Source organism: Bacillus sp. RAR_M1_44 (genome assembly GCF_020165935.1).
GTDB classification, from domain to species: domain Bacteria; phylum Bacillota; class Bacilli; order Bacillales; family Bacillaceae; genus Bacillus; species Bacillus altitudinis.
In genome coordinates this window covers 385884-411797 of sequence record NZ_JAIUKX010000003.1, presented here as the reverse complement: position 1 = coordinate 411797, position 25914 = coordinate 385884, and the positions used below count along the sequence as shown (strand labels likewise).

Here is a 25914-nt window from a genome sequence, read left to right as displayed (position 1 = left end):
AAAGATCAAAAGACATTCTGCGTAAGGATGTCTTTTTCTTTTTGATGAAAAAGTAAATAAAGCACAAAATACCTTTAAAATCTTCTCTCTTTTCATTAAAATGATATAGTATTCGAAAAGAAAGATAAAAGAAGGAATAACCATGAATCCAATGAAAAAACTAATCGACCGGCTGTCGGCTTTTCAGTTGATTGCCCTTTACTATTTTCTTGCTGTGACCGTGTCGTTCATTCTACTCAGTCTGCCAGTGGCTCACCAAGAAGGAGTCAAATGGACATTTATTGATGCGCTGTTTACAGCTGTGAGTGCTGTCAGTGTCACGGGTCTGACTGTTGTCGATACGTCACAAACATTTAGTGTGACCGGGATGTGGATCCTTGCATTTGTTTTGCAAATCGGTGGTATCGGCATTATGACCCTTGGTACATTCGTCTGGCTGGTTATGCGAAAAAGGATCGGCATTAAAGAAAGAAAATTAATTATGGCAGACCAAAACCAGAGCAACTTATCAGGAATTGTAAAACTCATGAAGCAGGTCTTATATTTAATCTTACTGATTGAGTTTGTAGGCGGTCTGATTTTAAGTATGTATTTTCTAAAGTATTACGATGTGCAAGGCGCTTTTTTACACGGATTTTTCTCTAGTATCAGTGCCACAACCAATGGAGGATTTGATATTACTGGGAATTCGTTAATTCCTTATAAAGATGACTATTTCGTCCAATTTATCACGATGCTGCTCATCATTTTTGGCGCTATTGGCTTTCCGGTACTTGTCGAAGTAAAGGATTATTTATTCAATCAAGACCGAAAACATGCATCGTTTTCATTGTTTACGAAAATTACAACGATCACGTTTGGCCTCCTTGTTGTCGTTGGGGCAATTGGGATTTATGCACTTGAAGCTCGGTTTACTTTTCTAGGGAAGAGCTGGCATGAAATCTTGTTTTATTCTTTGTTTCAATCAACAGCTACTAGAAGTGGCGGGCTTTCGACATTAGATATTACGCAATTGACAGAGCCGACACTGTTATTTTTATGTTTGTTGATGTTTATCGGGGCATCTCCAAGCTCGGTAGGGGGCGGAATTCGGACAACCACGTTTGCCCTTAATTTACTTGCTTTGTTTCATTTTGCGAGAGGAAATAAGTCCATTAAAATCTTTAAAAGAGAGCTTCATCAAGCGGACATTAATAAATCCCTCATGGTGACGATGATGGCCTTTATTTTAGTGTTTGGTGCTACATTTCTGTTAACTTTATCAGACCATCATACACTTCTTGAAACTTTATTTGAAGTTTGTTCTGCCTTCGGAACAACAGGACTGTCGCTCGGAATTACGTCTGACTTGTCCGTATTTGGTAAGTGTATTATTATGGTCGTCATGTTTATAGGACGGATTGGAATTCCAAGCTTCTTGTATTTAATTGGCCGCCGGGAAAGTGAAGCGAATTATCATTATCCGAAAGAGCGTGTGATCATCGGCTAACCAGCATTCCTACTGAATGCTGGTTTCAGCGTGTAGACAAACCCTCGCATTCGTTGTCAAATCTGTGCTCCGGTGCTCACGAATGTCAAATTCGCTCTGCTCCGGTGCTCGACTTTCCTAGACTGCAAAGGTTTTCTATCACGCTGAAAAGAAGACAAAGAGTTAAAATAACGATCATTTTAACTCTTTGTCGACAATCAGACCAGCATTCCTACTGAATGCTGGTTTTTTTATTTCCATTATATAACTGGCTAAATCACAAAGGATGTTCGCAATCTATAGGTAAGAGGTGAAAGAGACGTGCTGGATGTGTTATGGAAAGCAATTGTAATGCTGCTCGTTGGTACTTTGCTGCTGAGAATAGCAGGGCCTAAATCCATTAGTCAATTAACGGTTCAACAGACAGTCATCATGATTTCGATTGGATCGATTATTATCCAACCCTTTATTGAGCATAATTTACTTGAAACCATTTATGCGGCCGCCATTTTTATTGTGGCGCTTGTGATTATGGAAAAGCTGTCGATTCAATTTGATTTTTTTGAAAAATTGGTTTCAGGGAAGTCTGTGGTGATTTTAGAGGATGGAGAAATGCTTGATCACAAGCTGAAAAAAACGCGGCTGACAAGGGACCAATTCAAAATGCGCTTAAAGCAGCAGGGCATCACAGACATCAGCAGTCTCAAAAAAGCAACGCTAGAAGCGAATGGGCAAATTGGATATGAGTTAAAGCCTGAGGAAAAACCAGTGACAGTCAAACAAATGAAAGAGCTATTTGATCAATTGAGCGAAGAACTAAACATGTTAAAAAGGAATGATGACAAATGAAAAGAAAAACAGCAAAAAATGAAGCACTCACGAATAATATGACGCCTACAGAAAGCATGGCACACGATCAAGGACAAACACAATTTGACGAGCAATCAGAAGACCGCCAGGCGAACCGAAATTCTCATCAAGGGAAACAGGGGGGAGCATCTCGTGACTAAAAAACATGTGAAAAGTAAAGATATGAAAGACCATAAAAAACCGATGAACCCCGATATCTTGGAAGAGGAATTTGGCAGCGAGCTGGGAGATATAAACAGCAGTAAATGGATTGATACCTTAATGAAGCCTAAAAAAAAACGATGAATGTCACACTGAACAGAAAAACAAAAAATAAATAGAAAAAAACGATCCAGAGAGATCGTTTTTTCTATTTAATATAACTGTTTTGTCTGCCAGTAATGGTTCGCATTAGACTGGTCATTTTGAGCTCGATGACTGGTTGTGCAACAGTTTTAACAAATGTACTAGATAGGGTAAAGGTTAAGAGGACCGTAAGTAGCAATAGAATCAATACACTTGCCGTATTTAGAGCCCAATCATCAAACCAAGTCGTTCTTAAAAGCTTAATCACAAAGCCATGAAGTAAATAGACATATAACGTTCTTGTGCCCCATTTGGTAAAGAAAAACCGGCGTGTAGGGACTAATGCAAAGAAACTAAAGGTAGCAGCAAATGCAAGTAAATACCATGCCATTCGTTTCATCGCTGCAATGAGTCCTTCATCTCCAAGAGAAGCGTACGATTGTGACCCAAATAAAAAGGAATAATCGAATTCATAAAAATAGCAAAACAGGAACACGGCCATCAGTACAAGAAGTGCAGTCAGTTTCCCTTTGCTTGTTCGGATAAATTCAAAGTGCTGCTTTTTTAAATAAAAGCCAGCTAAAAACATCGGCAAAAAGACAAACGTACGAGATAGGCTGAGCGTATCACTAATGCTGTCCACGTAACCGACAAGTAACGCCATCGATAAACTGACGATCATTGCCCAGTGGAATGGCAGTTTTGAAAAAGGAATAAGTAGTAAGTTCCAAAAGAATAAACTGATTAAAAACCATAAAGACCATTGCGGATCAATCGGATTTAAGTTAGAGATGCTTTGATCCTGTAAGAAATAATAATACACAGAATAGATGACCTGAAAAATCAAATATGGGATGATCAGCTTAACTGCGACTTTTTTCATAAAACCTGGTTTTCTAAAACCTTTGGCAAAGAAGCCAGACACCAATATAAAAGCGGGCATATGGAATGTATAAATAAATTTATATAAGTAGAGTATCCAGTCATTATCATGTATGAATGACCGTAACAAATGACCAAAAACAACTAGAAAAATCAGAAGAAATTTTGCATTATCAAAATAACTGTCTCTCGTTGACGTCATAACATCACCTTTCCTGCTTCATTTCGAACATAAACGTTCTAAGTGCAATGTTCCCTCATTTGCCCCATTTTAAAATACAAATTGGCTCATTTCGCTATTTGATGTGAAATTGTAGAACGGTTGTAAAAGAAGCGTAAGAAAAGAGAATCGTTATACAATCGTGTCATCCAAATGAAACAAATGAAGCAAGCTTCGTGTAAAAAGTTCTCTTTTTTTATGAGTCGAATGAAGGAACAATGAAAATCTTGTAGAAATATTGTAGAGGAATGAGGCTGGAAAAGGAGTGTAAGAGAATGACTGAAACGCTCGATGGTGCGAAAAATATCAGAAAATTAGAAAAAGAGAACGAATATTTGCGAAATGAATTGATACAGCACAAAATGCTGTTAAATAAGACGTTAGATGCCATTTTTATATTTGATCAGCACCTCAACATTATTCAAGCCAATGAAGCGACATGTAGGCTTGTGCAAACACCGAAAGAAGACCTCCTCAATAAATCCGTTCTAGATTTCCTATACGGCATCCCGAAAAACAAAATTGACTGCTCACTTGAGATTTTTTTTCGAAAAGGAACGTTAAAAAGAGAGATCTCCATTCAACTTGAAAATGGAGAGACAAAATATATTGAATTTGCAGCAGAGCACGACGTGGTGAATCAACAATATATTGTCGTCATGCGTGATATTTCTTCAAAGAAAATATTAGAGCGAGAACGCTCGATGAATGAGCAGCTGTTTAAAGATTTATTTGATCGAGCGATTGACGGTATGGTCATTTTTGATCAGGATGGTTGTATGATTGACGCCAATCACTCTTTTTGCCAGAGCTTTGAACTTCAAAAAACAGATTTAACAGACCGCTACTTAAATGAATTTGTTGAAGAAGAAAACCTTCCAGCGCTCCAGCAGCTCTTAACTTCATTGAAAGAAACAGGGAAAGCAAAGGGAGAACTTCCTGTTACCCTTCAATCTGGGCAGCACAAATTATTCGAACTGACTATCACATCCAATGTGATGAGTGGTTTTTACATGTCCATCATGCGTGATATTACAGAAAAAAGATTAATGGAAGAAAAGCTGCTAAAAAGTGAAGAACGTTTTAGAGAAATATTCGAAAATGCGATGGATGCCATCATCATTTGGGCGGATGATGGAGAGATTGTCAGGGCAAATGAATCCGCCTGCCGAATTTTCGAATTACCGATGCATCAGCTGATTGGCAAGAAACTCATGGATTTTCTAGTCAAATCTGATCGCAGATACCGGCCGACAAGAAGACGGTATATCAGGAATCTTGAAATCAGAGAAGAACTCCTCTTTAGAATGGCGAATGGCCAATTCAAAGAGCTTGAGTTCACCTCTAAGCATGCGGTATTAGAAGGACAGCACTTAACCATTTTACGGAATGTCAGTGACAGAAAGCGAATGGAAGAGGAGCTTCGAGAAAGTGAGCTCAAATTCCGTAAAGTATTTAATGGCTCTATGGATGGCATTGTTCTTTTCGATAATCAATACCGGATTATAGATGTGAATCCTTCTGCAAGTGAACTGCTTGGCCTCAAAGATGATCACTTAACGGAAATGAACCTTTTTCATATCCTTGCGCCATATCAAATTGAAAATTTGGCGCAGCCAGCTCAGGCGATGTCATTAGACGAGATGGACAATGAAGTTCCCTTTGTGCTGAACCATCCAGATCAACGTATTTTGGAGTTTTCTTTTAAACGAAATATTATTCATAACATGAATTTGGCCATCTTTAGAGATGTGACTGAACGCAAGGAATTAGAGGAGCGGGTAAGAAAATCGGATACGCTTCATGTTGTCGGAGAGCTTGCCGCTGGAATTGCTCATGAAATTAGAAATCCAATGACAGCTTTAAAAGGCTTCATTCAGCTGCTCAAAGGAAACATTGAAGGGGAGTATTCGCTCTATTTTAATGTCATCACATCAGAGCTAAAAAGAATCGAATCCATCATTACAGAATTTTTGATTTTAGCGAAACCGCAGGCCATCATCTATGAAGAAAAAAATGTCGTGCAAATTGTCAAAGACACGATGGACCTTCTTCACGCACAGGCCAATCTTGGCAATGTACAAATGCATTTAGATGTGCTTGATGATATTCCGCTCATCTACTGTGAACAAAATCAATTGAAGCAAGTCTTTATTAACATTTTGAAAAATGCGATTGAAGTAATGCCTCAGAAAGGAAATGTATACGTGAGCATTCAAAGGAAGGGGGAGGAGCACATTGTGATTTCTCTTCGTGATGAAGGCTGCGGCATGACAGAGGATAAACTAAAGCGTCTTGGAGAACCATTTTATACAACAAAAGAAAGAGGCACTGGACTTGGGTTAATGGTTAGTTATAAAATTATTGAAGAGCATCAAGGAACCATTGAAGTAGAGAGTGAAGAAGGGGTCGGAACAGTGTTCCATCTCACGCTTCCACTCCGGCAGCAGAAACAAGAAGGGGAGCTTTAATGTGTATTATACAGTCTATACCGCACCAATCGGGGCATTATACATACTAGAGAAAGATGGAGCCATCATTGAAGTGAAGTTTGATGATGAATCGTTTTTGGTTAAAAAACAGAGAGACCGTTTTAAACAAGAAGACACGCCTGTATTAAAAGAAGCGAAAAAACAGCTGGATGAATATTTTAAGGGCGATCGGAAAGTGTTCGATCTCCCGCTCAAGCAAGCAGGCTCTCCGTTTCAAGAGCAAGTGTGGGAGGCACTTTCTACTATTCCGTATGGTGAATCAAAAAGCTATGCTGATATTGCAGAAGCGATTGGCAATCCAAAGGCTGTCAGAGCCATTGGACAAGCTAATAGACGCAATGCATTGCCTATTTTTATCCCGTGTCACCGGGTCATTGGAAAAGACAGGACTCTGACTGGTTATGCAGGGACGAAGACAGGGATGAAAGCGATCCTGTTAGAATTAGAAGGCATCCCATTTGTTCAAAAATAAATGAATTGACCTGTTCCAAATGTTTAGTGAGCGACATATCCTTTTATTAAGCTAAAAAAGTTGGTCTAGGGAAAAAGGAGGCTGCAAACATGTTATGGGGCAAAAAAGATAAAATGTACGCCGTCACATCACTATGTGTCAAAATGAACGTGTTGACAGAAGAACAGAAAAAAGAAATATTAGCAAAAACAAACGAAACAAAAAAGCGCGGTGCTCTTAAATGATAAGAATCCCGCGCTTTTGTTTGATTAAAGTGACACGCTTTCAGTAAATAGTGCATCAATCTCTTCTGTATAGTTGGAAGTGATAATGCCTTTTTCTGTAATGATCCCGGAAATGAGATGGTGAGGAGTGACATCAAAGGCAGGGTTAAATACCTGCACGTCAGGAGGCGCAATTTGGATGCCGTTTAATTCCTTTACTTCCTGCGGGTCGCGTTCTTCAATCGGAATATCTGATCCATCCTGAGTTGACACATCAAAGGTCGAAAGAGGCGCTGCCACAAAAAATGGAATTTGAAAGTGTTTAGCCAAAATAGCCAGACTTAACGTTCCAATTTTATTTGCTGTATCACCGTTTCTAGCGATTCGATCTGCACCAACAATAACGGCAGAAATTTGTTTTTCTTTCATCGTATGGGCTGCCATATTATCCGTGATAAGCGTCACATCTACACCGCCCTGCATCAATTCCCATGTCGTCAGACGAGCGCCTTGAAGGACAGGACGTGTTTCACATGCGTAAATGTGAAGATCGAGGTTTTTCTTTTTCGCTAAATAAAAGGGTGCAAGCGCTGTTCCGTACCGGCTTGTGGCAATCGAGCCTGCGTTACAAATGGTCATAATTCGATCACCAGATTTAAAGAGCTGAAGAGCATTTTGACCGATTTGCCGGCATGTTTCTTCATCTTCGATTTGAATTTGAATGGCTTCATGGACAAGATCAGTTTTGGCTGCATTCACCGAAGCAGCACGCTCAATGCGCTGATAAAGACGGTCTAATGCCCAGGCAAGATTCACAGCGGTTGGACGAGCACTGTTTAAATATTCTTTCAGGCGAGCGACTTCTCGCTTAAAGAGATCAATGTCTTCTGTATCAATCTCTTGTGCACTGAGTGCGAGCCCAAAAGCCGCTGTAATGCCAATAGCAGGTGCTCCGCGCACTTTTAGCGTCACAATGGCATCATACACATCTTCTTTTGTATATAAATGCTCAAACACGGTTTCAGCGGGTAATTTTTGCTGATTCAAAATGTTGATACGGTTTTCTTCCCATTCGACGGAACGGGGAACTTCAAATTCTTTAGACAAAACTCGTCACTCCTTTACAGTTTGCTGGAATAATGCGACGAGGTCAGACGCTGTTTCCACTGCATGATATTGTTTGATCAATGTTTTTCCTAGTGTAAGTGCTGCTTTTTTCTGCTGAAGCCTTCTAGAATGTGATGGAATCGCATCGAGATCAGCCGCATGCGCAAGACCGATGGTTCGGCGAACAAGCTCACAGCCAGCAAAGCCGGTGGCTTCTTTTAAAATACGGTCAAACGTTGTTTCTAAAAAGCTTTCCGATACACTAAACGCTTCAATACTGTCTTCTTTCCATGCTTTTGTGAACACTTCTTTGAATGTTGTCCACACATTGACGACATGATCAAAAAGATGCTGCTGATCCTGCTCATTCTCATGAGATAAAGCATTAATGAACAGATTGGAAATAAAGTGACCGATATCGAATCCGAAAGGACCGTAAAAAGCGAACTCTGGATCAATGATTTTCGTTTCCGTTTCGTTTGCAAAAATACTGCCGGTATGAAGATCTCCATGTACCAGTGTTTCAGCAGAGGTTAAGAAGATCCGTTTCAATTCGGCTGCTTTTGCTTGCAGTTCAAGATCAGCCCATAGTGCTTGTGCCTCTTCTCTTAATTCCTCTTCGAAGTCATTCGTTTCGCTGTCAAAGAAAGGATCTGTGAAGACGAGTTTTTCTGTAATGTCACAAAGATCAGGGTTCGTAAACTGCTTCACGAATTGTTTTTTGATTTTAGGATTTGTGGCAAAGTCAGACGTGTAAAATAGTGTTTTGCCTAAAAATTCTCCAACATGATCTGATAAATACGGATAATGTTTTCCGGCAATTAGCCCTTTTCTGACGATTTCAAGGTGTGATAGATCCTCCATTGCCGTCACTGCAAGAGCTGTATCCGAATAATAGACGGCTGGTACGAGATGTGGTGCATACTCTGATTGCTTGATGAGTGCTGCACTTTCAATTCTTGCGCGGTCTAATGTCAGCGGCCAGCTTTCTCCAACGACCTTTGCATAAGGAAGAGCCTGCTTGATAATCAGTCCTTTTGCTTGTTTGTGATCATAAATATGAAAGACGTAATTTAAATTTCCGTCGCCAATTTCAGTACAGGTCAAATGACTGCTTTCTTGAATCAATCCAAGTCTAATGGCTAATGCAACTGCCGAACTCTCTGTTAATTCTTCATATGATGCCGTAAGTGTAACCAATTGTTTCCCCTCCAAATCATATAAAAAAGCCTCTTTCTCCTGAGAGAAAGAGGCTTGATGGCGTGTATGCTCGAAGCCTCTCTTATCTCTCAGCACATACGTCTGATGGAATTAGCACCGTGCCCTATAAGACAATAAATTGTCTTGGCGCTGTTCTTGCTGCGCCCCACTTCACAGTGGTATTAACGGTCGGTTGCTGTTGGGGTCAAAAGGCCAAATCCCTCGCCCAACTCTCGATAAGAGAAATCAATATGTAATTGTTTCATGTCTGCTTGCATTTCTTAATTCTAGATATTATCAGAGCGGCAGTTCACATGTCAATCTTTTTTCAAAATTGCTTTACAATTCATAAAACAATCCATTACAGTGATTGTATTGTCATGTAACTTGAATAGAAGGTGAAAAAATGGAATTCCAGCAATCGAATGTGTTGAAACATTTACCGAAACAATTTTTTGCGTCGCTTGTACAAAAAGTACAGAAAAAAATGCAGGAAGGGGCAGATGTGATTAATTTAGGTCAAGGAAATCCTGATCAGCCCACTCCTCCACATATTGTGAAAGCGATGCAGGAAGCAGTAGCAAAACCTGAAAATCATCAATACTCCTCATTCCGCGGGACAGCGAAACTAAAAAAGGCCGCAGCTGCTTTTTATGAAAGAGAATATGGCGTCACGCTTGACCCAAAGACAGAGATTGCCATCTTATTTGGAGGAAAAGCGGGACTAGTCGAGCTGCCGCAATGCCTACTGAATCCAGGTGATACGCTGCTTGTTCCAGACCCAGGATATCCTGATTACTGGTCAGGCGCTGTGCTTGCCGGAGCTCATATGGTCACAATGCCTCTTCTTGAACAAAATGATTTTTTACCTGACTACCACCAATTGTCAGAGCAGGATAAGGATCAAGCAAAATTGATGTACTTAAATTACCCAAATAATCCGACTGGTGCGACTGCAACCCGGACATTTTTTGAAGATACTGTTGCGTTTGCGAGTGAAAATAAGATGTGTGTTGTCCATGATTTTGCATATGGCGGCATAGGATTTGACGGCGAAAAGCCCCTCAGTTTCCTGCAAATAGACGGAGCAAAAGAGACAGGTATTGAAATCTATACTTTGTCCAAAACGTATAATATGGCTGGCTGGAGAGTCGGTTTTGCAGCAGGGAATGCCTCTGTTATCGAAGCCATTGAGCTTTATCAGGATCACCTGTTTGTGTCACTGTTTAAAGCAACTCAAGATGCAGCAGCAGAAGCACTTTTAAGCGATCAAACGTGCGTCCAAGTACAAAATGATCGGTACGAAAAAAGACGAAACACTTGGATTGCTGCATGCAAAGAGATTGGCTGGGACGTCAGTGCGCCAAAGGGCTCGTTTTTTGCTTGGTTAAAGGTGCCTGAAGGATATACATCGGAAACTTTTTCTGATGTATTATTAGAAAAAGCACATGTTGTTGTTGCACCGGGGAATGGCTTTGGTGCTCACGGTGAAGGCTACGTCAGAGTCGGTCTTTTAACAAGTGAGGAGCGGCTAAAGGAAGCCGCTGATCGTATCGCTGCCTTGCAGTTATTTGAAAAAAAGCCATTGACAACGTAAAAAAATGGTGCGATAATTCAGGCAATATTTAAGAAAATTGAATATTCTTATCAAGAGTAGGCAGAGGGACTAGCCCAATGAAGCCCGGCAACCGACTTCCATGAAGCACGGTGCTAATTCTTGCAGCAAGCGCTGAGAGATAAGATTCGGATGAATGAGACGAAACCTCTTTAACGCGCTGATCAAGCACTTAAAGAGGTTTTTTTATTGACCATATACAGGACGCAATCGAAAGGGGATTCCTAGTGAGTGAACTACTGGCAACATACGTATTAACACATCGAGAGGATGAACAAATAGACCGAAAAGCAGAGCAGATCGCACTTGGGTTAACGGTCGGGTCATGGACGGACTTGCCGCAGCTCAAAAAGGAGCAGCTGAAAAAACATAAAGGCCGTGTGGTGAGCGTAAAAGAACAGTCCCCCGCAATTGGTGGTCTGTATCAATCAGAGGTGACCATTGCTTATCCTGAGGCGAACTTTTCAGCTGATATACCAGCGGTGTTGACGACGATTTTTGGAAAGCTTTCACTGGATGGGAAAGTAAAGCTCGTCGATATCGAATTTTCGGAAAGGTTTAAACGCTGTCTTCCAGGACCGGTATTTGGCATTGAGGGGATACGAAAGAAAGTAGGCGTGTTTGATCGGCCGCTATTGATGAGTATATTTAAAGGCGTGATCGGCCGTGATATGGAGGATTTAAAAGAACAGCTCCGCTTACAGGCTTTAGGTGGAGTAGACTTCATCAAAGATGATGAGATTTTATTTGAAAGCCCATTAGCCCCTATTGAAGATCGAATCAAGGAAGGAAAAAAGATATTAAAAGAAACATATGAAGAGACAGGACATCGCACGCTTTATGCTGTTAATTTAACTGGTAGAACTTTTGATTTGAAAGATCGAGCAAGAAAGGCAGCCGAACTCGGGGCTGATGCGCTATTATTCAACGTTTTTGCCTATGGACTTGATGTCATGCAAAGCTTGGCTGAAGATCCAGAGATCCCATTGCCGATCATGGCACATCCGGCAGTGAGCGGTGCAATGACATCCTCTCCAGACTATGGATTCTCGCATTCTCTTCTTTTAGGCAAATTAAATCGATATGCTGGCGCTGATTTAAGTCTTTTTCCCTCTCCTTATGGATCAGTCGCCCTTCCGAAAAAAGATGCCATTGGCATTTTCGAAGCATGTGTGAAAGAGGATACAGTTCAACAAACATTTCCTGTCCCTTCAGCAGGCATTCACCCGGGAATGGTGCCGATCTTAATCAAAGATTTTGGACTTGATCATGTCATTAATGCAGGCGGGGGAATTCACGGACATCCGCGGGGAGCAATCGGAGGAGGGAAAGCCTTTCGTTCGATCATTGATGCGGTGGTCAAAAAAGAGTCTATCGAAGAAAAAGCATCAACTTGTCAAGACTTACAAGCAGCACTTGATCTTTGGGGAAGGGTAGCAGAATAAATGAAAAAACCAATTGTATGTTGTGATTTTGATGGCACGATTACGAAAAATGATAATATCATTCGCATCATGAAGCAGTTTGCTCCAAAAGAATGGACGAAATGGAAGGATGGTGTTCTAGCAAAAGAGATCACGATCCAAGAAGGCGTCGGGCAAATGTTTCAGTTACTGACGAGTGATCAGAAAGAAGCCATTCGGTCATTTATTTTAGAGGATACAGAGATTCGTGAAGGATTTGAACAGTTTGTCGATGATGTCAAAAAAGCAGACATTCCTTTCTATGTACTCAGCGGCGGTATGGACTTTTTTGTCTACCCTATCCTTGAAGGGATTGTCGAACAAGAGAATATTTATTGTAACCATGCATCATTTAAAGAAGACCATATTCAAATTGAATGGCCGCATGCTTGTGATTCAGAATGCCAAAATGGCTGTGGCTGCTGCAAGCCTTCCATTATTCGAGAGCTGACGCAGGAAGATGATTTTATTATCATGATTGGTGATTCAGTGACTGATATTGAGGCAGCGAAACATGCGGATCTCACGTTTGCGCGTGATTATTTACTGAACGAATGTAAAGAGCTAGGGCTCGTACATAAAGAGTATGAAACATTTGTTGATCTAAAAGCGCAATTTGATCAAATAAAGGAAGTGAAGGAATGGCAGACGAGAAGAGTAAACGCTGGAAGGAACTAGCAGACGTCAAACGTGAATTGGCACAAAGAGACTGGTTTTACGGAACGAGCGGCAATTTATCGATAAAAGTGTCGGATGATCCCATCACGTTTTTGGTGACGGCAAGTGGCAAAGATAAACGAAAAGAAACCGATGAAGATTTTGTTCTTGTTGATGCAGCAGGTCAGCCGGTTCATCCGAATGAGCCGCTCAGGCCATCAGCTGAAACACTGCTTCACACATACATTTATGAGCGGACGAAAGCAGGATGTTGTCTTCACGTCCACACGATCGATAACAATGTCATTTCTGAGCTGTATGGCGATAAAGGAGAAGTTCGTTTTAAAGGCAACGAAATCATTAAAGCGCTTGGTTATTGGGAAGAGGATGCAGAAGTTGCTGTTCCTATTATTGAAAACCCAGCTCATATTCCGCACCTTGCAGAGCAATTTGCAGTGCACCTGACGGACGATGCTGGTGCTGTACTCATTCGTAATCATGGCATCACCGTTTGGGGGAAAACCGCATTTGAAGCCAAACGAGTCTTAGAGGCTTATGAATTTTTATTTACCTATCATTTGAAAGTAGCGCTTTACCAAAAGCAGCTTGTTAAATAAAAAGGAGGAAACACACATGGCGACCATTTATATTCATAATGAAGAGAACACGTTACTTGAGAACGAACAAGAGGTCCGGGCGTATTTAGAACAGCAAGGGGTCATTTATGAACATTGGGATATTGAAAAACTACCAAAACAGTTATCAGAAAAGTACGATTTAACAGATGATGAAAAGGAAGAAATTTTAACTGTGTTTCAAGAGGAAATAAAGAGTATTTCCGAGCGAAGAGGATACAAAGCGCAGGATGTGATTTCATTATCAGATGCGACTCCTAACCTGGATGAACTGCTTCAAAACTTTAAACGTGAGCATCATCATACGGATGATGAAGTCAGATTTATCGTGAGCGGTCATGGCATCTTTGCCATTCAAGGCAAAGATGGTGTCTTTTTTGATGTGAGACTGAATCCAGGTGATTTAATTTCTGTGCCTCCGAATATTCGTCACTACTTTACACTTCAAGAAGATCGTCAAGTCGTTGCCGTTCGCATATTTGTCACAACTGAGGGCTGGGTGCCAATTTACGAAGAAGAAACGGTTTAATAGTGGGAGCTGATCATTTCGCATGAGGCGGAAGATCAGCTTTTTTTTAGGAAAATAGACATAAAATGAGAGAGAAAATAGTTGATTTTGGTCTTCTGCATAGGATAAAATTCTGTTTAATCAATGTGTCAGTCCTGTCCAATTTTGAAGTTTACCCCCAGAATTCATTGGGTAAAAGGTCTTTAGGCTGTAAAAAATTAAATAAAATAAGCATATTTAATTTAATTTACAAATAAAGTATAATTTTGGTGTCGGATCCATTTAGAGCGTAGACAGACGAATTCATAGCGGGAGCTGAGATCATGAATATTTATGTACGGAAAGAACAGCTATTAATGTCAATTGATGAAAAGAGAAGACAAATGGTAGAAGCTGCTCAAGTAGAAGGCTATACAGGTGAGACGACAATTAAATATAGTCAAGAACTGGACAACCTGATGAACGAGTATCAGTATCTTCTTTTTCATGAACAACAATCAGTTGCTTCCTTTCATGATCTTGTATCACAAATGAGTCTCCTTTCTGTTAATCGGCCTTCTTATTGACATCAAAAAACCGGTCTTGCCATTAGCAAAACCGGCTGAATGTTTCAGCTATTAGTGTGCAGAAGGGAGCATGATGATCACGGTTGTTCCTTTATTCACTTCGCTCTCGATATCGATTGTCCCCCCATACATCGAAATGATTCGTTTACACACAACAAGCCCAAGACCTGTTCCTTTTTCCTTCGACGTAATAAAAGGGAGGAAGATATGTTTCAGCATCTCTTCTGGTATACCTTCACCTGTATCTTTCACTTTTATGATAACCTGTTCTTTTTCAGCCTCAATGACAATCTTCAAATGACCGCCATTTGGCATCGCTTCTAACGAGTTTTTCGCTACATTCAATACCACTTGTTTAATGTGATCCTTCGTGCAATACACGCCAACATCTTGAATGGTATTGATTTGCAAATCAACCTCGACATTATAAAGGTTCGCCTCAGAAAATACAATTGGCATGATCTCACTGACAATTTCTTTCACAGAATTATTTTGCCACTTTTCAGCCGTTGGTTTTCCTAGCACAAGAAACTCACTGACGATTTGGTTAATCCGTTTAATTTCTTCTTCGATGACAGAAAAATAAAGCTGATCCTCTTCTGAACGATACTTCTTTTGCAAAAGTTGAATAAATCCGCTAATGCCTGTTAATGGATTGCGAATTTCATGAGCTGTACTTGCCGCAAGTGTTCCAATGAGTTCAAGTTTTTGTGCTTCATTTTGGTGGCGTTCCTGCTGGGTTTGTCGTCTTAAAATGATATATTGGACGAGTGTGAATAAGATATTTAAGAGAATAAATGCACTGGATAAAGGAAACAGCATCACAGACAGGACTTCACTTGTTGTCGCACGCTGCGGAAAAACCTCCAGCTTCCAGCTGTTTTCATCTAAATATGTAGACACGGTGCTATCACTTTCAGATGCTGGCTGTGGACCACTTGTAAACACAACGTCTCCATTTTGATTCAGCATCTTAAAATGAAGCTCTGGGTTTAATACATTCATAATATTTCTTAAATAATCAATTTGAATCGCAGCGACTAGCACATCCGTGACTTCGTCGTTTTCATTCAAAACAGGGACACAAATGGAGAGAATCCGCTGCTTAGTAATGCGGCTCACATAGTTATCTGTGATGACGGTCTGTTTTGTGACTTGAATACGTTTAAAGTAATCTCTAAATGACAGGTTGATTTTTTCCTTTAATGGTGTGGTGCTGGCTGTGACATTTCCTTTTTGGTCTAGGAGATACAGGCCTGAAAAACGAGGTTCTTGTTTATAGATTTTCTCTAGGATGTTTTGTACTCTTTTCGTTTCAAGCGGCTGGTCAAATCCCATGGCAAGGGAAGTTAATCTTGCTTCTGTTTCACTGATTAAATAATTCATCTGGTTTTTGTGAATATTTAACATAAGTGTAGCGGTTTGTTTGTTTTTTACATCAATTTTCTCAGTTTCTTTTTCGTAGATAAAATAACTAATGATGAGGGTTGGAATCACGACCAAAATAAGGTAAAGCTTGATCTTCTTCCAAAACCCTTTCAGTATACTCATGATTCATCGCTCCAACGTATTACCTAATAGACTTATTATAGCATTGAACCTATCTTTATTACGATGACTTGTGAGATTTTTAAAAAATTAGGTGATTCGTTCTGGTCTCTTTTTCATGCTAAAAATGGTTCAACATGTTGACATTTTACTTATTGTTTATTAATGTCACATTAGTGGGTTGCATTTCATAAAGGATGATAAAAAATGGAAAATCATAATGTTGAGAAATCTTTGAAATTATTTATTGTACTATCACGTGCCTATCGCTCCATTAATCACCACATGAACAAACATATTGTGAAGCACGGTCTGAATCCAACTGAATTTGCTGTATTAGAATTGCTGTATCATAAAGGTGATCAGCCGCTTCAGCAAATAGGTGATAAGATCTTACTCGCAAGCGGAAGTATCACGTATGTGGTTGATAAATTGGAGAAAAAAGAACTCCTTAGCCGGAAAGCTTGTGCAGAAGACCGCAGGGTGACATTTGCACATATTACGGAGCAGGGAAGAGCTTTGCTTGATGACATCTTCCCAGATCATGCAAAAGAGATTCACGAGATGATCAGTGTGCTTAGTGAAGAGGAAAAGGATGCCTGCATCGATATGCTCAAACATGTAGGACTGCGTGCCAAGCATTTATATGATCATAAAGAATAAACACATAAAAAAGGAAGCCGCTGGCTTCCTTTTTAGTATGTAGACTAATCCGCGCATATGGTGTCAGTCCTGCGCACCGATAAACGACAAGCGCTTTCAATCGCGCTCATAAGAAAGACAAAGGGCTAAAATAAACATCATTTTAGCCCTTTGTCATGATCTGAAAGGAAGCTGCTGGCTTCCTATTTATTTTGCTTTTTTCTCAATTGGCAAAATAAGAACTTCGACGCGTCTGTTTTTACTTCTGCCTTCTGCGGTATCGTTAGAGGCAATCGGTTTAAATTCACCGTAACCTTTTGTGCTAAAGTTCTCTTGGTCTAGGTTGCTGTTTTCAAGGAGAATATTTAAAAAGTTGACCGCACGAATGGCGCTTAAATACCAGTTGGATTCAAATTCAGAATTCCGAATCGGAACGTTATCTGTATGCCCGCTAATGACGATATCACGAGCGGGGTTAATGACGAGCAGCTTTGATATTTCTTTGGCTAACGGAACATCCTGCGAGCGGATCACCGCTCGCCCAGAATCAAAGAAGATGCTGTCTTCAATTGTAATAAGCAGACCTTCATCCGTCAGCTTTGTTTCAAGCTTCGAACCAAGTTTTTTATCCGCAATGAATGAATCTACTTGCTTTTTAACCTTTGTTAAAACCGCTTGGTCACGAGCTTTCGCTTTTGCTTCTTCTTCATCTTCTGCGGATTTTTTGGTTTGATTACTGTTTTCTGTTTCCTCGGTGCTCTGCATGCTTGATTGGTCCATTACGCCAGTGCCGCCAGTAAAGACAACATTAAACGATTTAGCCATCTGTTCATATTTTGCCGCATCAATGGAGCTAGATGCAAACAGCACAATGAAGAGGGCGAGAAGAAGCGTAAGAAGATCGGCGTAAGGGATCAGCCAAGACTCATCTACATGGTCTTCATGATCATGGTTTTTACGTTTCCTAGCCATTCTGTTTTTCTCCTTCTTCAATGACAAGATTTGCACGTTCTTTTGCTGGTAAGTACATCAGAAGTTTTTGCTCAATGACCTTTGGAGACTGGCCTTCAAGGACAGAAAGAATCCCTTCAATCATAATGAGACGAAGCTTTACTTCTTCCTTTGATTTACGCTTCAGCTTGTTGGCAAATGGATGCCACAACACATACCCTGTAAAAATCCCTAGCAGTGTGGCGACGAAGGCAGCACTAATCGCATGTCCAAGTGCTTCAATGTCTCCCATGTTTGCAAGTGCGGCAATAAGTCCGACAACGGCACCAAGTACCCCTAGAGTCGGAGCGTATGTACCAGCTTGTGTAAAGATTAATGCGCCTGACTGATGTCTCTCCGACATGGCATCGACTTCTTCTGTTAAGACGTCGCGAATAAATTCAGCACTTTGACCGTCAACTGCCATGCTTAAGCCGTTCTTTAGAAAATCGTCATCGACTTCCTCAAGATTTGCCTCTAATGCCAAAAGACCTTCACGACGAGCAATTTGTGCCCAGTTTGAAAATAGAGGAATCATTTCTTGTATCGTTGGAAGCTTGCTATCTTTGAAAATTTTGCCGAATAATTTTGGTGTTTTCTTAATTTCACTAGATGGGAAGGCAATGACAACAGCTGAAATTGTCCCAACCACAATGATCAATATAGCCGCCGGGTTGATAAGAGCGGTTAGACTCACACCTTTCAAAACCATACCGACACTCAGTGCAATAAATGCTAAAATAATACCAATTAACGATGTTTTGTCCATTATCTCACCAAATCCTTTAACTATCTTTTTCTATAGTTAATATCGGTGTCTTCTAGAAGGGTTTTAGTCAGAATATAAAATTAAGACATTTTATGTGAAGAAATTTTGACGAAAGCGCTTTCTAGAAGCCGTAAAAAAAGAAAACTCCCTCATATAAAAGGGAGTTTTCAGCGTGTAGACAAACCCTCGCATTCTTTGTCAGTCCTGCGTGTTGGTGCTCACGAATGTGACATTCGCTCCGCGCCAGTACTCGTCCTTCCTAGGGCTGCAAAGGTTTTCTATCACGCTGAAAAGAAGACAAAGGGCTAAAATAAAGTTCATTTTAGCTCTTTGTCAACAATCTGGAAACTTCATCTTTTTTGAGCTGTTTCATCTAAGAGCAATTCTTTTAATTTTTCTTCATGTATGATTTTGATCAAATCGTAGTTCCAATTGATCATGTGATCCATGTGCTCCACCTCTTTTTCTTTTATCGTAAAGGAAAAGAGGCGGGGGAGCGTCGGCGCTCAGATGGAATTTAGACACTGCCACATGATGGAGCTGAAGATCCTCCTTAGGATGTACTTAGCTCTTTTTCACAACAATTTCGTCATGTTCAACATCGACTGTAAATCCAGTAAGTTTTTCTTCTTCAAGCAAGATGTCCGTCATTTGATCTTCAACATGCTCTTGAATCGTTCTTCGTAACGGACGAGCCCCAAATGCTGGATGATAACCAAGTTCGGCGATTTTTTCTTTCGCTTCGTTTGTGATGTGAACAGTTAGATTTTGTTCTTTTAACTGCTCTGACAAATCTTTGAGCAGAAGATCCACAATTTTGACTAAATCGTCTTTATCTAATGAATCAAACTGAATGATGCTGTCAAAACGGTTCAAGAATTCCGGTTTGAAATAAGCGCTCAGTGAATCAATCAATGATTGTTCTTCGATGGCTTCTTCTTGTTCAGACTGGAACCCGACTTTGACCGCTTTTTTATCTGTGCTGCCAGCGTTACTTGTCATAATGATGACTGTGTCTTTAAAGCTGACGGTTCTGCCTTGGCTGTCTGTTAGACGGCCATCTTCCATGATTTGAAGGAACATATGCTGGACATCAGGGTGCGCTTTTTCGATTTCATCAAGCAAAATGATGCTGTATGGTTTTCTGCGAACCTTTTCCGTGAGCTGTCCGGCTTCATCATGTCCAACGTAACCAGGAGGAGAACCGATGATTTTGGACACGGAGTGTTTCTCCATGTATTCACTCATATCTAAACGAATGATCGCTTCTTTTGAGCCAAATAATTCTTCCGCTAATGTTTTAGACAATTCGGTTTTCCCGACGCCTGTTGGCCCAACGAAAAGGAAGGAGCCAGTTGGTCTGTGTTTTGATTTTAAGCCAGCTCTGCTTCTTTTTACGGCTTTCGCCACTTTTTCAACCGCATGTTCCTGACCAATGACGCGGGCTTTTAAGCGGACATCAATTTCTTTCATTTTTGTTTGTTCGTCTGCTTGCAGTTTGCCGACAGGGATACCTGTTTTTTGTTCTACAATCGACTGAATGTCCTCAGCTGTGACGACATGTTCTTTGTCATTTGTTTTGTTTTGCAATCTCGCTTCAATCGCTTCTTCTTCGTCTCGGAGCTTCGCTGCTTTTTCATATCGTTCTTCATTTAAAGCAGCTTGTTTTTCAGCGGCAATTTGCGCAAGACGGTTTGTTAATTCATCTTCACTTGCTGCATCAATGGAGAGATTCGCTTTTGAACCTGCTTCATCCATTAAATCAATGGCTTTATCTGGCAAGTGGCGGTCTTGAATATACCGCGAAGATAATTGAACACACGCTTTAATGGCTTCGTCAGAATAGGTGACGCCATGATACGCTTCATATTTATCTTGAATGCCTTTTAATATCTTGAATGCTTCATCCTGTGTTGGCTCATCAACGATGACGGGCTGGAATCTGCGTTCAAGGGCAGCATCTTTTTCAATCTGACGATACTCTTTTAATGTTGTTGCGCCTACTAGCTGCAGTTCCCCTCGTGCTAGGGCTGGTTTTAAAATGTTTCCGGCATCCATTGACCCTTCGGCAGAGCCTGCGCCTACAAGAAGATGAATTTCATCAACGAATAAGATGATATTTTTACGGCTTTGCAATTCTTTGATTAATTGCTTCATCCGTTCCTCAAATTGACCACGTATACCTGTGTTTGCCACAAGTGAAGAGACATCTAATAAATAAACTTGTTTGTTCTTTAATTTATTTGGTACATCTCCATTTGCAATTTTTAGTGCTAGTCCTTCGGCTATGGCCGTTTTACCAACACCAGGTTCACCAATGAGGACAGGATTGTTTTTATTTCTTCTATTTAAAATCTCAATGACTCTTGTGACTTCTTCATCACGGCCAATGACAGGATCGATTAAACCAGTATGTGCGCCATCCGTTAAGTTCCGGCCAAGCTCATCGAGTAAGCCTTTTTGTTTAGGCCGCTCTTGGCTCGTCGCATGTCCTGCTTGCTCAGAGAAGAATGAGCTGCCTCCGAACAGGTTAGGACCCATTTTCATTTTTGACTGTTCCATCAAAGAGGTATAGCAGTCTTCACATAAAACCATTTGGCTACGGGACGAATTTACTTGCATATTCAGGCGAATCGTTGCTTCATTTACTTGACAATGTTGACAACGCATGAGCCATGACCTCCTTAAAATAAAGTTTGACTTTATTTGACCAATGAATGTTAAATAAAATGGTCTGTTGTTTGACCATCTTTGACTATAGTATACTCTGACCTATTTTGACTTTCAACTGTTTTGCTCATAGCTGAATGAAAAATCCTTTTTTGCATTTAATCATGGTTTGTCCTTCTTTTCAAGGAACTTGTCTCATAGGATAAAAAAGAGACAATCGAAAGTGATGGGTGCGGAGGGGTCATATGAAACGTTCAAATGAATCCGCTTTTCAGCTTGCCTTTGTATATGTAGGAACAGTGGTTGGAGCTGGGTTTGCGACAGGAAAAGAAATCGTAGAATTTTTTGTTCGTTTTGGCTGGATTGGATTGATCGGGATTTTGATTAGCGGTGTTATTTTTACAGGCCTTGGCGCAAAAATGATGCTTATTTCCAAACGAATTGAAGCGGAGTCTTATCAAGATATGAATCGGTTTTTATTTGGAGCTGCTGCGAGTCGATATATTAACATCGTCATGTTTTTTATCTTACTAGGTGTGACGTCAGTGATGATTTCTGGAGCAGGCGCTATTTTTGAAGAACAACTTGGCATCTCAAAAGAATATGGTATTTTTTTAACGATTATTTTAAGTGTCATTGTCCTTTTTAAAGGTTCAAAAGGGTTATTTGGTGTCAATGTACTTGTCGTTCCAATGCTGATTTTCTTTTCGCTGATTGTGTTTCTAGACTCATTTGTGTTTAGTAGCGGTGAAAGCCACGTTCTGGGGCTGCAAATGGGAGAGGGCGAATGGATGTTGTCTGCGATTTCATATGGTGCATTTAATTTAGCGCTGTCTCAAGCCGTATTAGTGCCGGTCGCAAACGAAATGACATCCGAAGCTGTGATAAAAAAAGGAGCGGTGCTTGGGGGGCTGATGCTGACACTCATTCTGCTCGCCTGCTTTTTATCCCTTTCTTCATTAGAAATGCTGGAGGCGTATGATATTCCGATGGCCCAAGTGGTGTATCAAGTCGCAAACTCCATTCATCTCATCTATTTATTCGTGATCTTTGGTGAAGTCTTTACATCCGTTATAGGGAATTTATACGGTCTCGAAAGACAGGTGAGGGCGTATATCCGATTGAACAGTATGTATACGATATCCTTTATTCTGCTTTGCTGTTATGTCATCAGTAAAATTGGATACGGCACACTCATTTCAACAGTTTACCCTGTTTTTGGCTATGTCAGTATCTTTTTTATCCTCTTTCTTTGTCTGAAAAAAGTGCCTGCATCACGTGATAAGTAAAGAAGGGATAGCTTGTACACCAATTATGTGGTACACTATCCTCTGTGAAAATTGAACAAAAATCCGTGAAAACGGGAGAGGTTCTAGCAAAACCCTCTATAAAAAACTAAGGACTTGCCGTATCCTTGGATGTGGCATTTTTTATTTTTTATGGCTGGGACACCTCATACACATGTAAAGGTGTCTTTTCTTTTGAGAAAAATAGGGGTTTTCATGAACCTTTCAGATGCAGCTTTGTGCGGAGGTACGGGTCTGCAAAAGGAGGAAAAGGAAAAATGAAAAATGAAAAAGCGGTCGTTGTCTTTAGCGGGGGACAGGACAGTACGACATGTTTACTATGGGCACTTCAACAATTTAAAGAGGTTGAAACGGTAACCTTTCATTATAATCAGCGTCATCAAGAAGAAATTGATGTCGCCAAAAGAATTGCTGACAAGCTAGGTGTGAAAAATCATCTATTAGATATGTCTCTTTTAAATCAGCTTGCACCAAATGCCTTAACAAGAGATGACATTGATATTGAAGAAAAAGAAGGAGAACTGCCTTCCACATTTGTTCCGGGGAGAAACTTAGTTTTCTTATCCTTTGCATCCATTCTTGCGTATCAAATCGGAGCACGTCATATTATCACGGGTGTGTGCGAGACAGACTTTAGCGGCTACCCAGATTGCCGAGATGAGTTTGTGAAATCTTGTAACGTCACGGTGAATTTGGCAATGGAAAAACCATTTGTCATCCATACGCCGCTCATGTGGCTGAATAAAGCTGAAACGTGGAAGCTGGCTGATGAACTGAATGCGCTAGATTTTGTGAAAAATGAAACGCTCACTTGCTATAATGGCATCATTTCTGATGGCTGCGGGGAATGTCCTGCATGTAAGCTTCGGAAAAATGGCTATGACACGTATATGAAAATGAAGGAGGCAAACTAAATGCTTTCTCAAATTTATCCACAAACGGATCATCCATTTTCGTTTGAATTAAATAAAGATATGCATCTATCGGCAGCACACTTTATCCCGAGAGAAGATGCTGGCGCCTGCAGCCGTGTACATGGTCATACGTATACGATCAATATTACGATTGCAGGAGATCATTTAGATGAGTCAGGTTTCCTTGTGAATTTCAGCACGCTAAAAAAACTCATTCATGGACAGTACGACCATACACTGCTCAATGACCATGAAGAATTCTCATCGAATGATCCATATGCGATGCCAACCACTGAGGTTGTCGCAAAGACTGTGTATGATAAAGTGGCCGCATATTTAACGACTTTAGCGAACAAACCAGTATGTGTTCAAGTTTTTGTCAGAGAGACACCAACAAGCTACTGCATTTATCGTCCGAAACGAGTTGAGCTCAATGACTAAAGCGATTCCTGTGTTAGAAATCTTTGGTCCAACCATTCAAGGAGAAGGAATGGTCATTGGACAAAAAACCATGTTTGTCAGAACGGCTGGCTGTGACTACTCTTGCAGCTGGTGTGATTCATCTTTTACATGGGATGGATCAGCTAAGCATGATATTCAGTGGCTTCAGGCAGAGGACATTGTAAAAGAGCTGAAGAGAATAGGTGGAAAGGCATTTTCTCATGTCACCATTTCAGGTGGGAATCCTGCGCTTTTGAAACAAATGGAATCACTTATTGATTTATTGCATGAAGAAGGAATTGATACGGCGCTTGAAACGCAGGGTACGATGTATCAAGATTGGTTTTTGAAGATAGATGATTTAACCATTTCTCCAAAACCACCAAGTTCAAATATGAAAACAGATTTTACGAAACTAACGCGTATCATAGATGAATTGAAAAATGGAAACAGATTGCATCATGCAAGCCTGAAGGTCGTCATCTTTGATGATCTTGATCTAGCCTATGCAAAGGATGTCCATGCGAAATACCCAGAACTCCCCTTTTATTTGCAAGTTGGAAATGATGATACAACAACAGCTGATGATGCGTACTTATTAACGCACTTATTAAAGAAATACGAAATGCTTGTAGATCAAGTAGCACAAGACCCTGATTTGAATCGTGTGAGAGTATTACCACAATTGCACACGCTTTTGTGGGGAAATAAACGAGGCGTATAGAAAGGAAGAGACAAAATGACGACAAGAAAACCAGAAGAATTAGAAGGTGTCACTTTACTAGGAAACCAGGGGACCAATTACTTGTTTGACTATGCACCACAAGTGCTTGAAACGTTCCCGAATAAACATACGAATAGAGATTATTTTGTGAAATTCAACTGCCCAGAATTCACATCACTTTGCCCGCAAACAGGGCAGCCAGATTTTGCGACCGTGTATATCAGCTACATCCCAAATGAAATCATGGTCGAAAGTAAATCATTAAAATTATATTTGTTCAGCTTCCGTAACCACGGTGACTTCCATGAGGATTGTATGAATATTATCATGAACGACCTCATTGAATTAATGGACCCAAGATATATCGAAGTATGGGGCAAATTTACACCAAGAGGCGGTATTTCAATTGATCCGTATACGAACTACGGAAAACCTGGGACAAAGTATGAAGAGATGGCATCGTATCGTATGATGAATCACGATATGTATCCAGAAACGATTGATAATCGCTAATAAATAAGAAAAGACATGCGGATGACATGTCTTTTAGATTGTTGACAAAGGGCTAAAATGAACTTGATTTTAGCCCTTTGTCTTCTTTTCAGCTCAGCGTGATAGAAAACCTTTGAATTCTAGGAAGGACGAGTACCGGCGCGGAGCGAATTTGACATTCGTGAGCACCGGCACGCAGGACTGACACCGAATGCGAGGGTTTGACTACATGCTGAAAGACATGCGAATAACATGTCTTTTTTTATGGAATAGATCATGATGACACATAAAAAAAGAGAAGAGTCATGTCACTCTTCTCATACCAATAGGAATAGAACTTGCTAGGACGGCTGGGGGCTACCAGCTCGTATGTATAGTATACACGACAGAACGTATGTTTGTAAAGGTGTATCGTGCTTTTATTCTTGATATATTTACTTTAAGATAAAATTGAAATGAGCGAATGGTAATGGGGGCGTTTGTGTTGGCAAACAAAGAAGACAAAACAGAGAAGCTGCTAATGGAATTGAGGGAAGAGCTTCAGATGCTTGAACATCAAAACAAAGAACGATATAAATGGAGTGCCTCCACATTACTTGGAGTGATCGCCCTTTTAATTGATAAAGGCGTGATAACACCTGAAGAAGTTGACATGTACAAAACAAAAGCGGAAATGCAAACCTTTCACGCGCAAAAAGACTGACGCCTTCATCAAATGATGTAAGAGAAAATAAGAAAAAGACATAATAAATTGATGATTCAATTTATTATGTC

At 40.4% G+C, this 25914-nt stretch carries 27 protein-coding genes and 3 riboswitches; of the genes, 20 read left to right on the top strand and 7 right to left on the bottom strand.

From position 1 onward, the window contains the following. Window positions 1-142: 142 nt before the first annotated feature. From LCD34_RS17980 to LCD34_RS17965, 4 genes are all read left to right on the top strand, one after another. Window positions 143-1489, top strand: a complete 1347-nt coding sequence (locus tag LCD34_RS17980; protein WP_007498761.1) for a TrkH family potassium uptake protein — start codon at window positions 143-145, stop codon at window positions 1487-1489. A 300-nt stretch (window positions 1490-1789) separates the two neighbouring features. Next, the gene (locus tag LCD34_RS17975; protein ID WP_017359458.1) at window positions 1790-2317 is read left to right on the top strand and encodes a DUF421 domain-containing protein; all 528 of its coding nucleotides are present in this window, start codon (window positions 1790-1792) and stop codon (window positions 2315-2317) included. Then, window positions 2314-2478 (top strand): hypothetical protein, encoded by a 165-nt coding sequence (locus tag LCD34_RS17970; protein WP_008346124.1) that lies wholly within the window; start codon window positions 2314-2316, stop codon window positions 2476-2478. Before LCD34_RS17975 ends, LCD34_RS17970 begins: the two co-directional genes overlap by 4 nt. Beyond that, the gene (locus tag LCD34_RS17965) at window positions 2471-2623 is read left to right on the top strand and encodes a hypothetical protein (RefSeq protein WP_217967278.1); all 153 of its coding nucleotides are present in this window, start codon (window positions 2471-2473) and stop codon (window positions 2621-2623) included. The genes LCD34_RS17970 and LCD34_RS17965 overlap by 8 nt, the downstream gene beginning before the upstream one ends. Window positions 2624-2687: 64 nt before the next feature. Here LCD34_RS17965 and LCD34_RS17960 read toward each other — a convergent pair whose 3' ends face one another. Beyond that, window positions 2688-3707 (bottom strand): acyltransferase family protein, encoded by a 1020-nt coding sequence (locus LCD34_RS17960; protein WP_224559803.1) that lies wholly within the window; start codon window positions 3705-3707, stop codon window positions 2688-2690. A 293-nt stretch (window positions 3708-4000) separates the two neighbouring features. On the opposite strand from LCD34_RS17960, the gene LCD34_RS17955 reads away from it, so the two are divergent. From LCD34_RS17955 to LCD34_RS19600, 3 genes are all read left to right on the top strand, one after another. Continuing rightward, window positions 4001-6196: a PAS domain-containing sensor histidine kinase gene (locus tag LCD34_RS17955; RefSeq protein ID WP_008346118.1), complete on the top strand. Its 2196-nt coding sequence runs from the start codon at window positions 4001-4003 to the stop codon at window positions 6194-6196. Between the two features lies 1 nt (window position 6197). Continuing rightward, on the top strand, window positions 6198-6689 hold the full coding sequence (locus LCD34_RS17950; RefSeq protein ID WP_019743074.1) for a methylated-DNA--[protein]-cysteine S-methyltransferase: 492 nt from the start codon (window positions 6198-6200) through the stop codon (window positions 6687-6689). A gap of 89 nt (window positions 6690-6778) precedes the next feature. After that, entirely contained in the window at window positions 6779-6913 is a 135-nt protein-coding gene (locus tag LCD34_RS19600) for a hypothetical protein (RefSeq protein ID WP_017359454.1), read from the top strand. A 24-nt stretch (window positions 6914-6937) separates the two neighbouring features. Here LCD34_RS19600 and mtnA read toward each other — a convergent pair whose 3' ends face one another. Together mtnA and mtnK are read right to left on the bottom strand one after the other, a co-directional pair. Beyond that, on the bottom strand, window positions 6938-7999 hold the full coding sequence (gene mtnA, locus LCD34_RS17945; RefSeq protein WP_017367119.1) for an S-methyl-5-thioribose-1-phosphate isomerase: 1062 nt from the start codon (window positions 7997-7999) through the stop codon (window positions 6938-6940). 6 nt (window positions 8000-8005) lie between these two features. Then, window positions 8006-9199, bottom strand: coding sequence for an S-methyl-5-thioribose kinase (mtnK, locus tag LCD34_RS17940; protein ID WP_224559802.1), 1194 nt, complete (start codon window positions 9197-9199; stop codon window positions 8006-8008). 79 nt (window positions 9200-9278) lie between these two features. Then, a riboswitch (SAM riboswitch) is annotated at window positions 9279-9442 on the bottom strand. A gap of 163 nt (window positions 9443-9605) precedes the next feature. Between mtnK and LCD34_RS17935 the strand changes: the two genes are divergently transcribed. The 6 genes from LCD34_RS17935 (at window position 9606) to LCD34_RS17910 (ending at window position 14643) form a co-directional block, all read left to right on the top strand. After that, window positions 9606-10796 (top strand): pyridoxal phosphate-dependent aminotransferase, encoded by a 1191-nt coding sequence (locus tag LCD34_RS17935; protein ID WP_224559801.1) that lies wholly within the window; start codon window positions 9606-9608, stop codon window positions 10794-10796. Window positions 10797-10840: 44 nt separating this feature from the next. Continuing rightward, window positions 10841-10942: riboswitch (SAM riboswitch) on the top strand. A gap of 99 nt (window positions 10943-11041) precedes the next feature. Then, complete coding sequence (gene mtnW / locus LCD34_RS17930) at window positions 11042-12259, top strand: 2,3-diketo-5-methylthiopentyl-1-phosphate enolase (protein WP_224559800.1); 1218 nt, start codon at window positions 11042-11044, stop codon at window positions 12257-12259. Next, the gene (locus tag LCD34_RS17925) at window positions 12260-12955 is read left to right on the top strand and encodes a 2-hydroxy-3-keto-5-methylthiopentenyl-1-phosphate phosphatase (protein ID WP_017367123.1); all 696 of its coding nucleotides are present in this window, start codon (window positions 12260-12262) and stop codon (window positions 12953-12955) included. Further along, window positions 12919-13551: a methylthioribulose 1-phosphate dehydratase gene (locus tag LCD34_RS17920; RefSeq protein WP_224559799.1), complete on the top strand. Its 633-nt coding sequence runs from the start codon at window positions 12919-12921 to the stop codon at window positions 13549-13551. Before LCD34_RS17925 ends, LCD34_RS17920 begins: the two co-directional genes overlap by 37 nt. Window positions 13552-13567: 16 nt before the next feature. Then, window positions 13568-14098: a 1,2-dihydroxy-3-keto-5-methylthiopentene dioxygenase gene (locus LCD34_RS17915; protein WP_008346104.1), complete on the top strand. Its 531-nt coding sequence runs from the start codon at window positions 13568-13570 to the stop codon at window positions 14096-14098. A gap of 302 nt (window positions 14099-14400) precedes the next feature. Further along, complete coding sequence (locus tag LCD34_RS17910) at window positions 14401-14643, top strand: aspartyl-phosphate phosphatase Spo0E family protein (RefSeq protein WP_008346101.1); 243 nt, start codon at window positions 14401-14403, stop codon at window positions 14641-14643. A 51-nt stretch (window positions 14644-14694) separates the two neighbouring features. On the opposite strand, the gene LCD34_RS17905 is transcribed toward LCD34_RS17910, so the two are convergent. Then, the gene (locus tag LCD34_RS17905) at window positions 14695-16194 is read right to left on the bottom strand and encodes an ATP-binding protein (RefSeq protein WP_008346092.1); all 1500 of its coding nucleotides are present in this window, start codon (window positions 16192-16194) and stop codon (window positions 14695-14697) included. A gap of 204 nt (window positions 16195-16398) precedes the next feature. Between LCD34_RS17905 and LCD34_RS17900 the strand changes: the two genes are divergently transcribed. Then, entirely contained in the window at window positions 16399-16854 is a 456-nt protein-coding gene (locus LCD34_RS17900; protein WP_003211701.1) for a MarR family winged helix-turn-helix transcriptional regulator, read from the top strand. A gap of 186 nt (window positions 16855-17040) precedes the next feature. Here the strand turns inward: LCD34_RS17900 and motB are convergent, their stop codons facing one another. From motB to LCD34_RS17885, 3 genes are all read right to left on the bottom strand, one after another. After that, window positions 17041-17805 (bottom strand): flagellar motor protein MotB, encoded by a 765-nt coding sequence (gene motB, locus LCD34_RS17895; protein ID WP_191218882.1) that lies wholly within the window; start codon window positions 17803-17805, stop codon window positions 17041-17043. Continuing rightward, on the bottom strand, window positions 17798-18592 hold the full coding sequence (gene motA, locus LCD34_RS17890) for a flagellar motor stator protein MotA (RefSeq protein WP_008346088.1): 795 nt from the start codon (window positions 18590-18592) through the stop codon (window positions 17798-17800). The genes motB and motA overlap by 8 nt, the downstream gene beginning before the upstream one ends. Before the next feature lie 564 nt (window positions 18593-19156). Next, window positions 19157-21262: an ATP-dependent Clp protease ATP-binding subunit gene (locus LCD34_RS17885; protein WP_224559798.1), complete on the bottom strand. Its 2106-nt coding sequence runs from the start codon at window positions 21260-21262 to the stop codon at window positions 19157-19159. A 245-nt stretch (window positions 21263-21507) separates the two neighbouring features. Between LCD34_RS17885 and LCD34_RS17880 the strand changes: the two genes are divergently transcribed. The 6 genes from LCD34_RS17880 (at window position 21508) to LCD34_RS17855 (ending at window position 25843) form a co-directional block, all read left to right on the top strand. Next, window positions 21508-22551, top strand: a complete 1044-nt coding sequence (locus tag LCD34_RS17880) for a hypothetical protein (protein ID WP_098680947.1) — start codon at window positions 21508-21510, stop codon at window positions 22549-22551. 71 nt (window positions 22552-22622) lie between these two features. Further along, a riboswitch (PreQ1 riboswitch) is annotated at window positions 22623-22667 on the top strand. A gap of 159 nt (window positions 22668-22826) precedes the next feature. Further along, the gene (queC, locus tag LCD34_RS17875) at window positions 22827-23483 is read left to right on the top strand and encodes a 7-cyano-7-deazaguanine synthase QueC (RefSeq protein WP_025207244.1); all 657 of its coding nucleotides are present in this window, start codon (window positions 22827-22829) and stop codon (window positions 23481-23483) included. Beyond that, window positions 23484-23924 carry a 6-carboxytetrahydropterin synthase QueD gene (gene queD, locus LCD34_RS17870; RefSeq protein ID WP_224559797.1) on the top strand — a complete coding sequence of 147 codons (441 nt, stop codon included), beginning with the start codon at window positions 23484-23486 and terminating at the stop codon, window positions 23922-23924. Further along, complete coding sequence (gene queE / locus LCD34_RS17865) at window positions 23917-24648, top strand: 7-carboxy-7-deazaguanine synthase QueE (protein ID WP_008348085.1); 732 nt, start codon at window positions 23917-23919, stop codon at window positions 24646-24648. The genes queD and queE overlap by 8 nt, the downstream gene beginning before the upstream one ends. Window positions 24649-24663: 15 nt before the next feature. Further along, window positions 24664-25161: a preQ(1) synthase gene (gene queF / locus LCD34_RS17860; protein WP_003211403.1), complete on the top strand. Its 498-nt coding sequence runs from the start codon at window positions 24664-24666 to the stop codon at window positions 25159-25161. Window positions 25162-25624: 463 nt separating this feature from the next. Next, window positions 25625-25843 carry a hypothetical protein gene (locus LCD34_RS17855; RefSeq protein ID WP_017367128.1) on the top strand — a complete coding sequence of 73 codons (219 nt, stop codon included), beginning with the start codon at window positions 25625-25627 and terminating at the stop codon, window positions 25841-25843. Window positions 25844-25914: the final 71 nt, after the last annotated feature.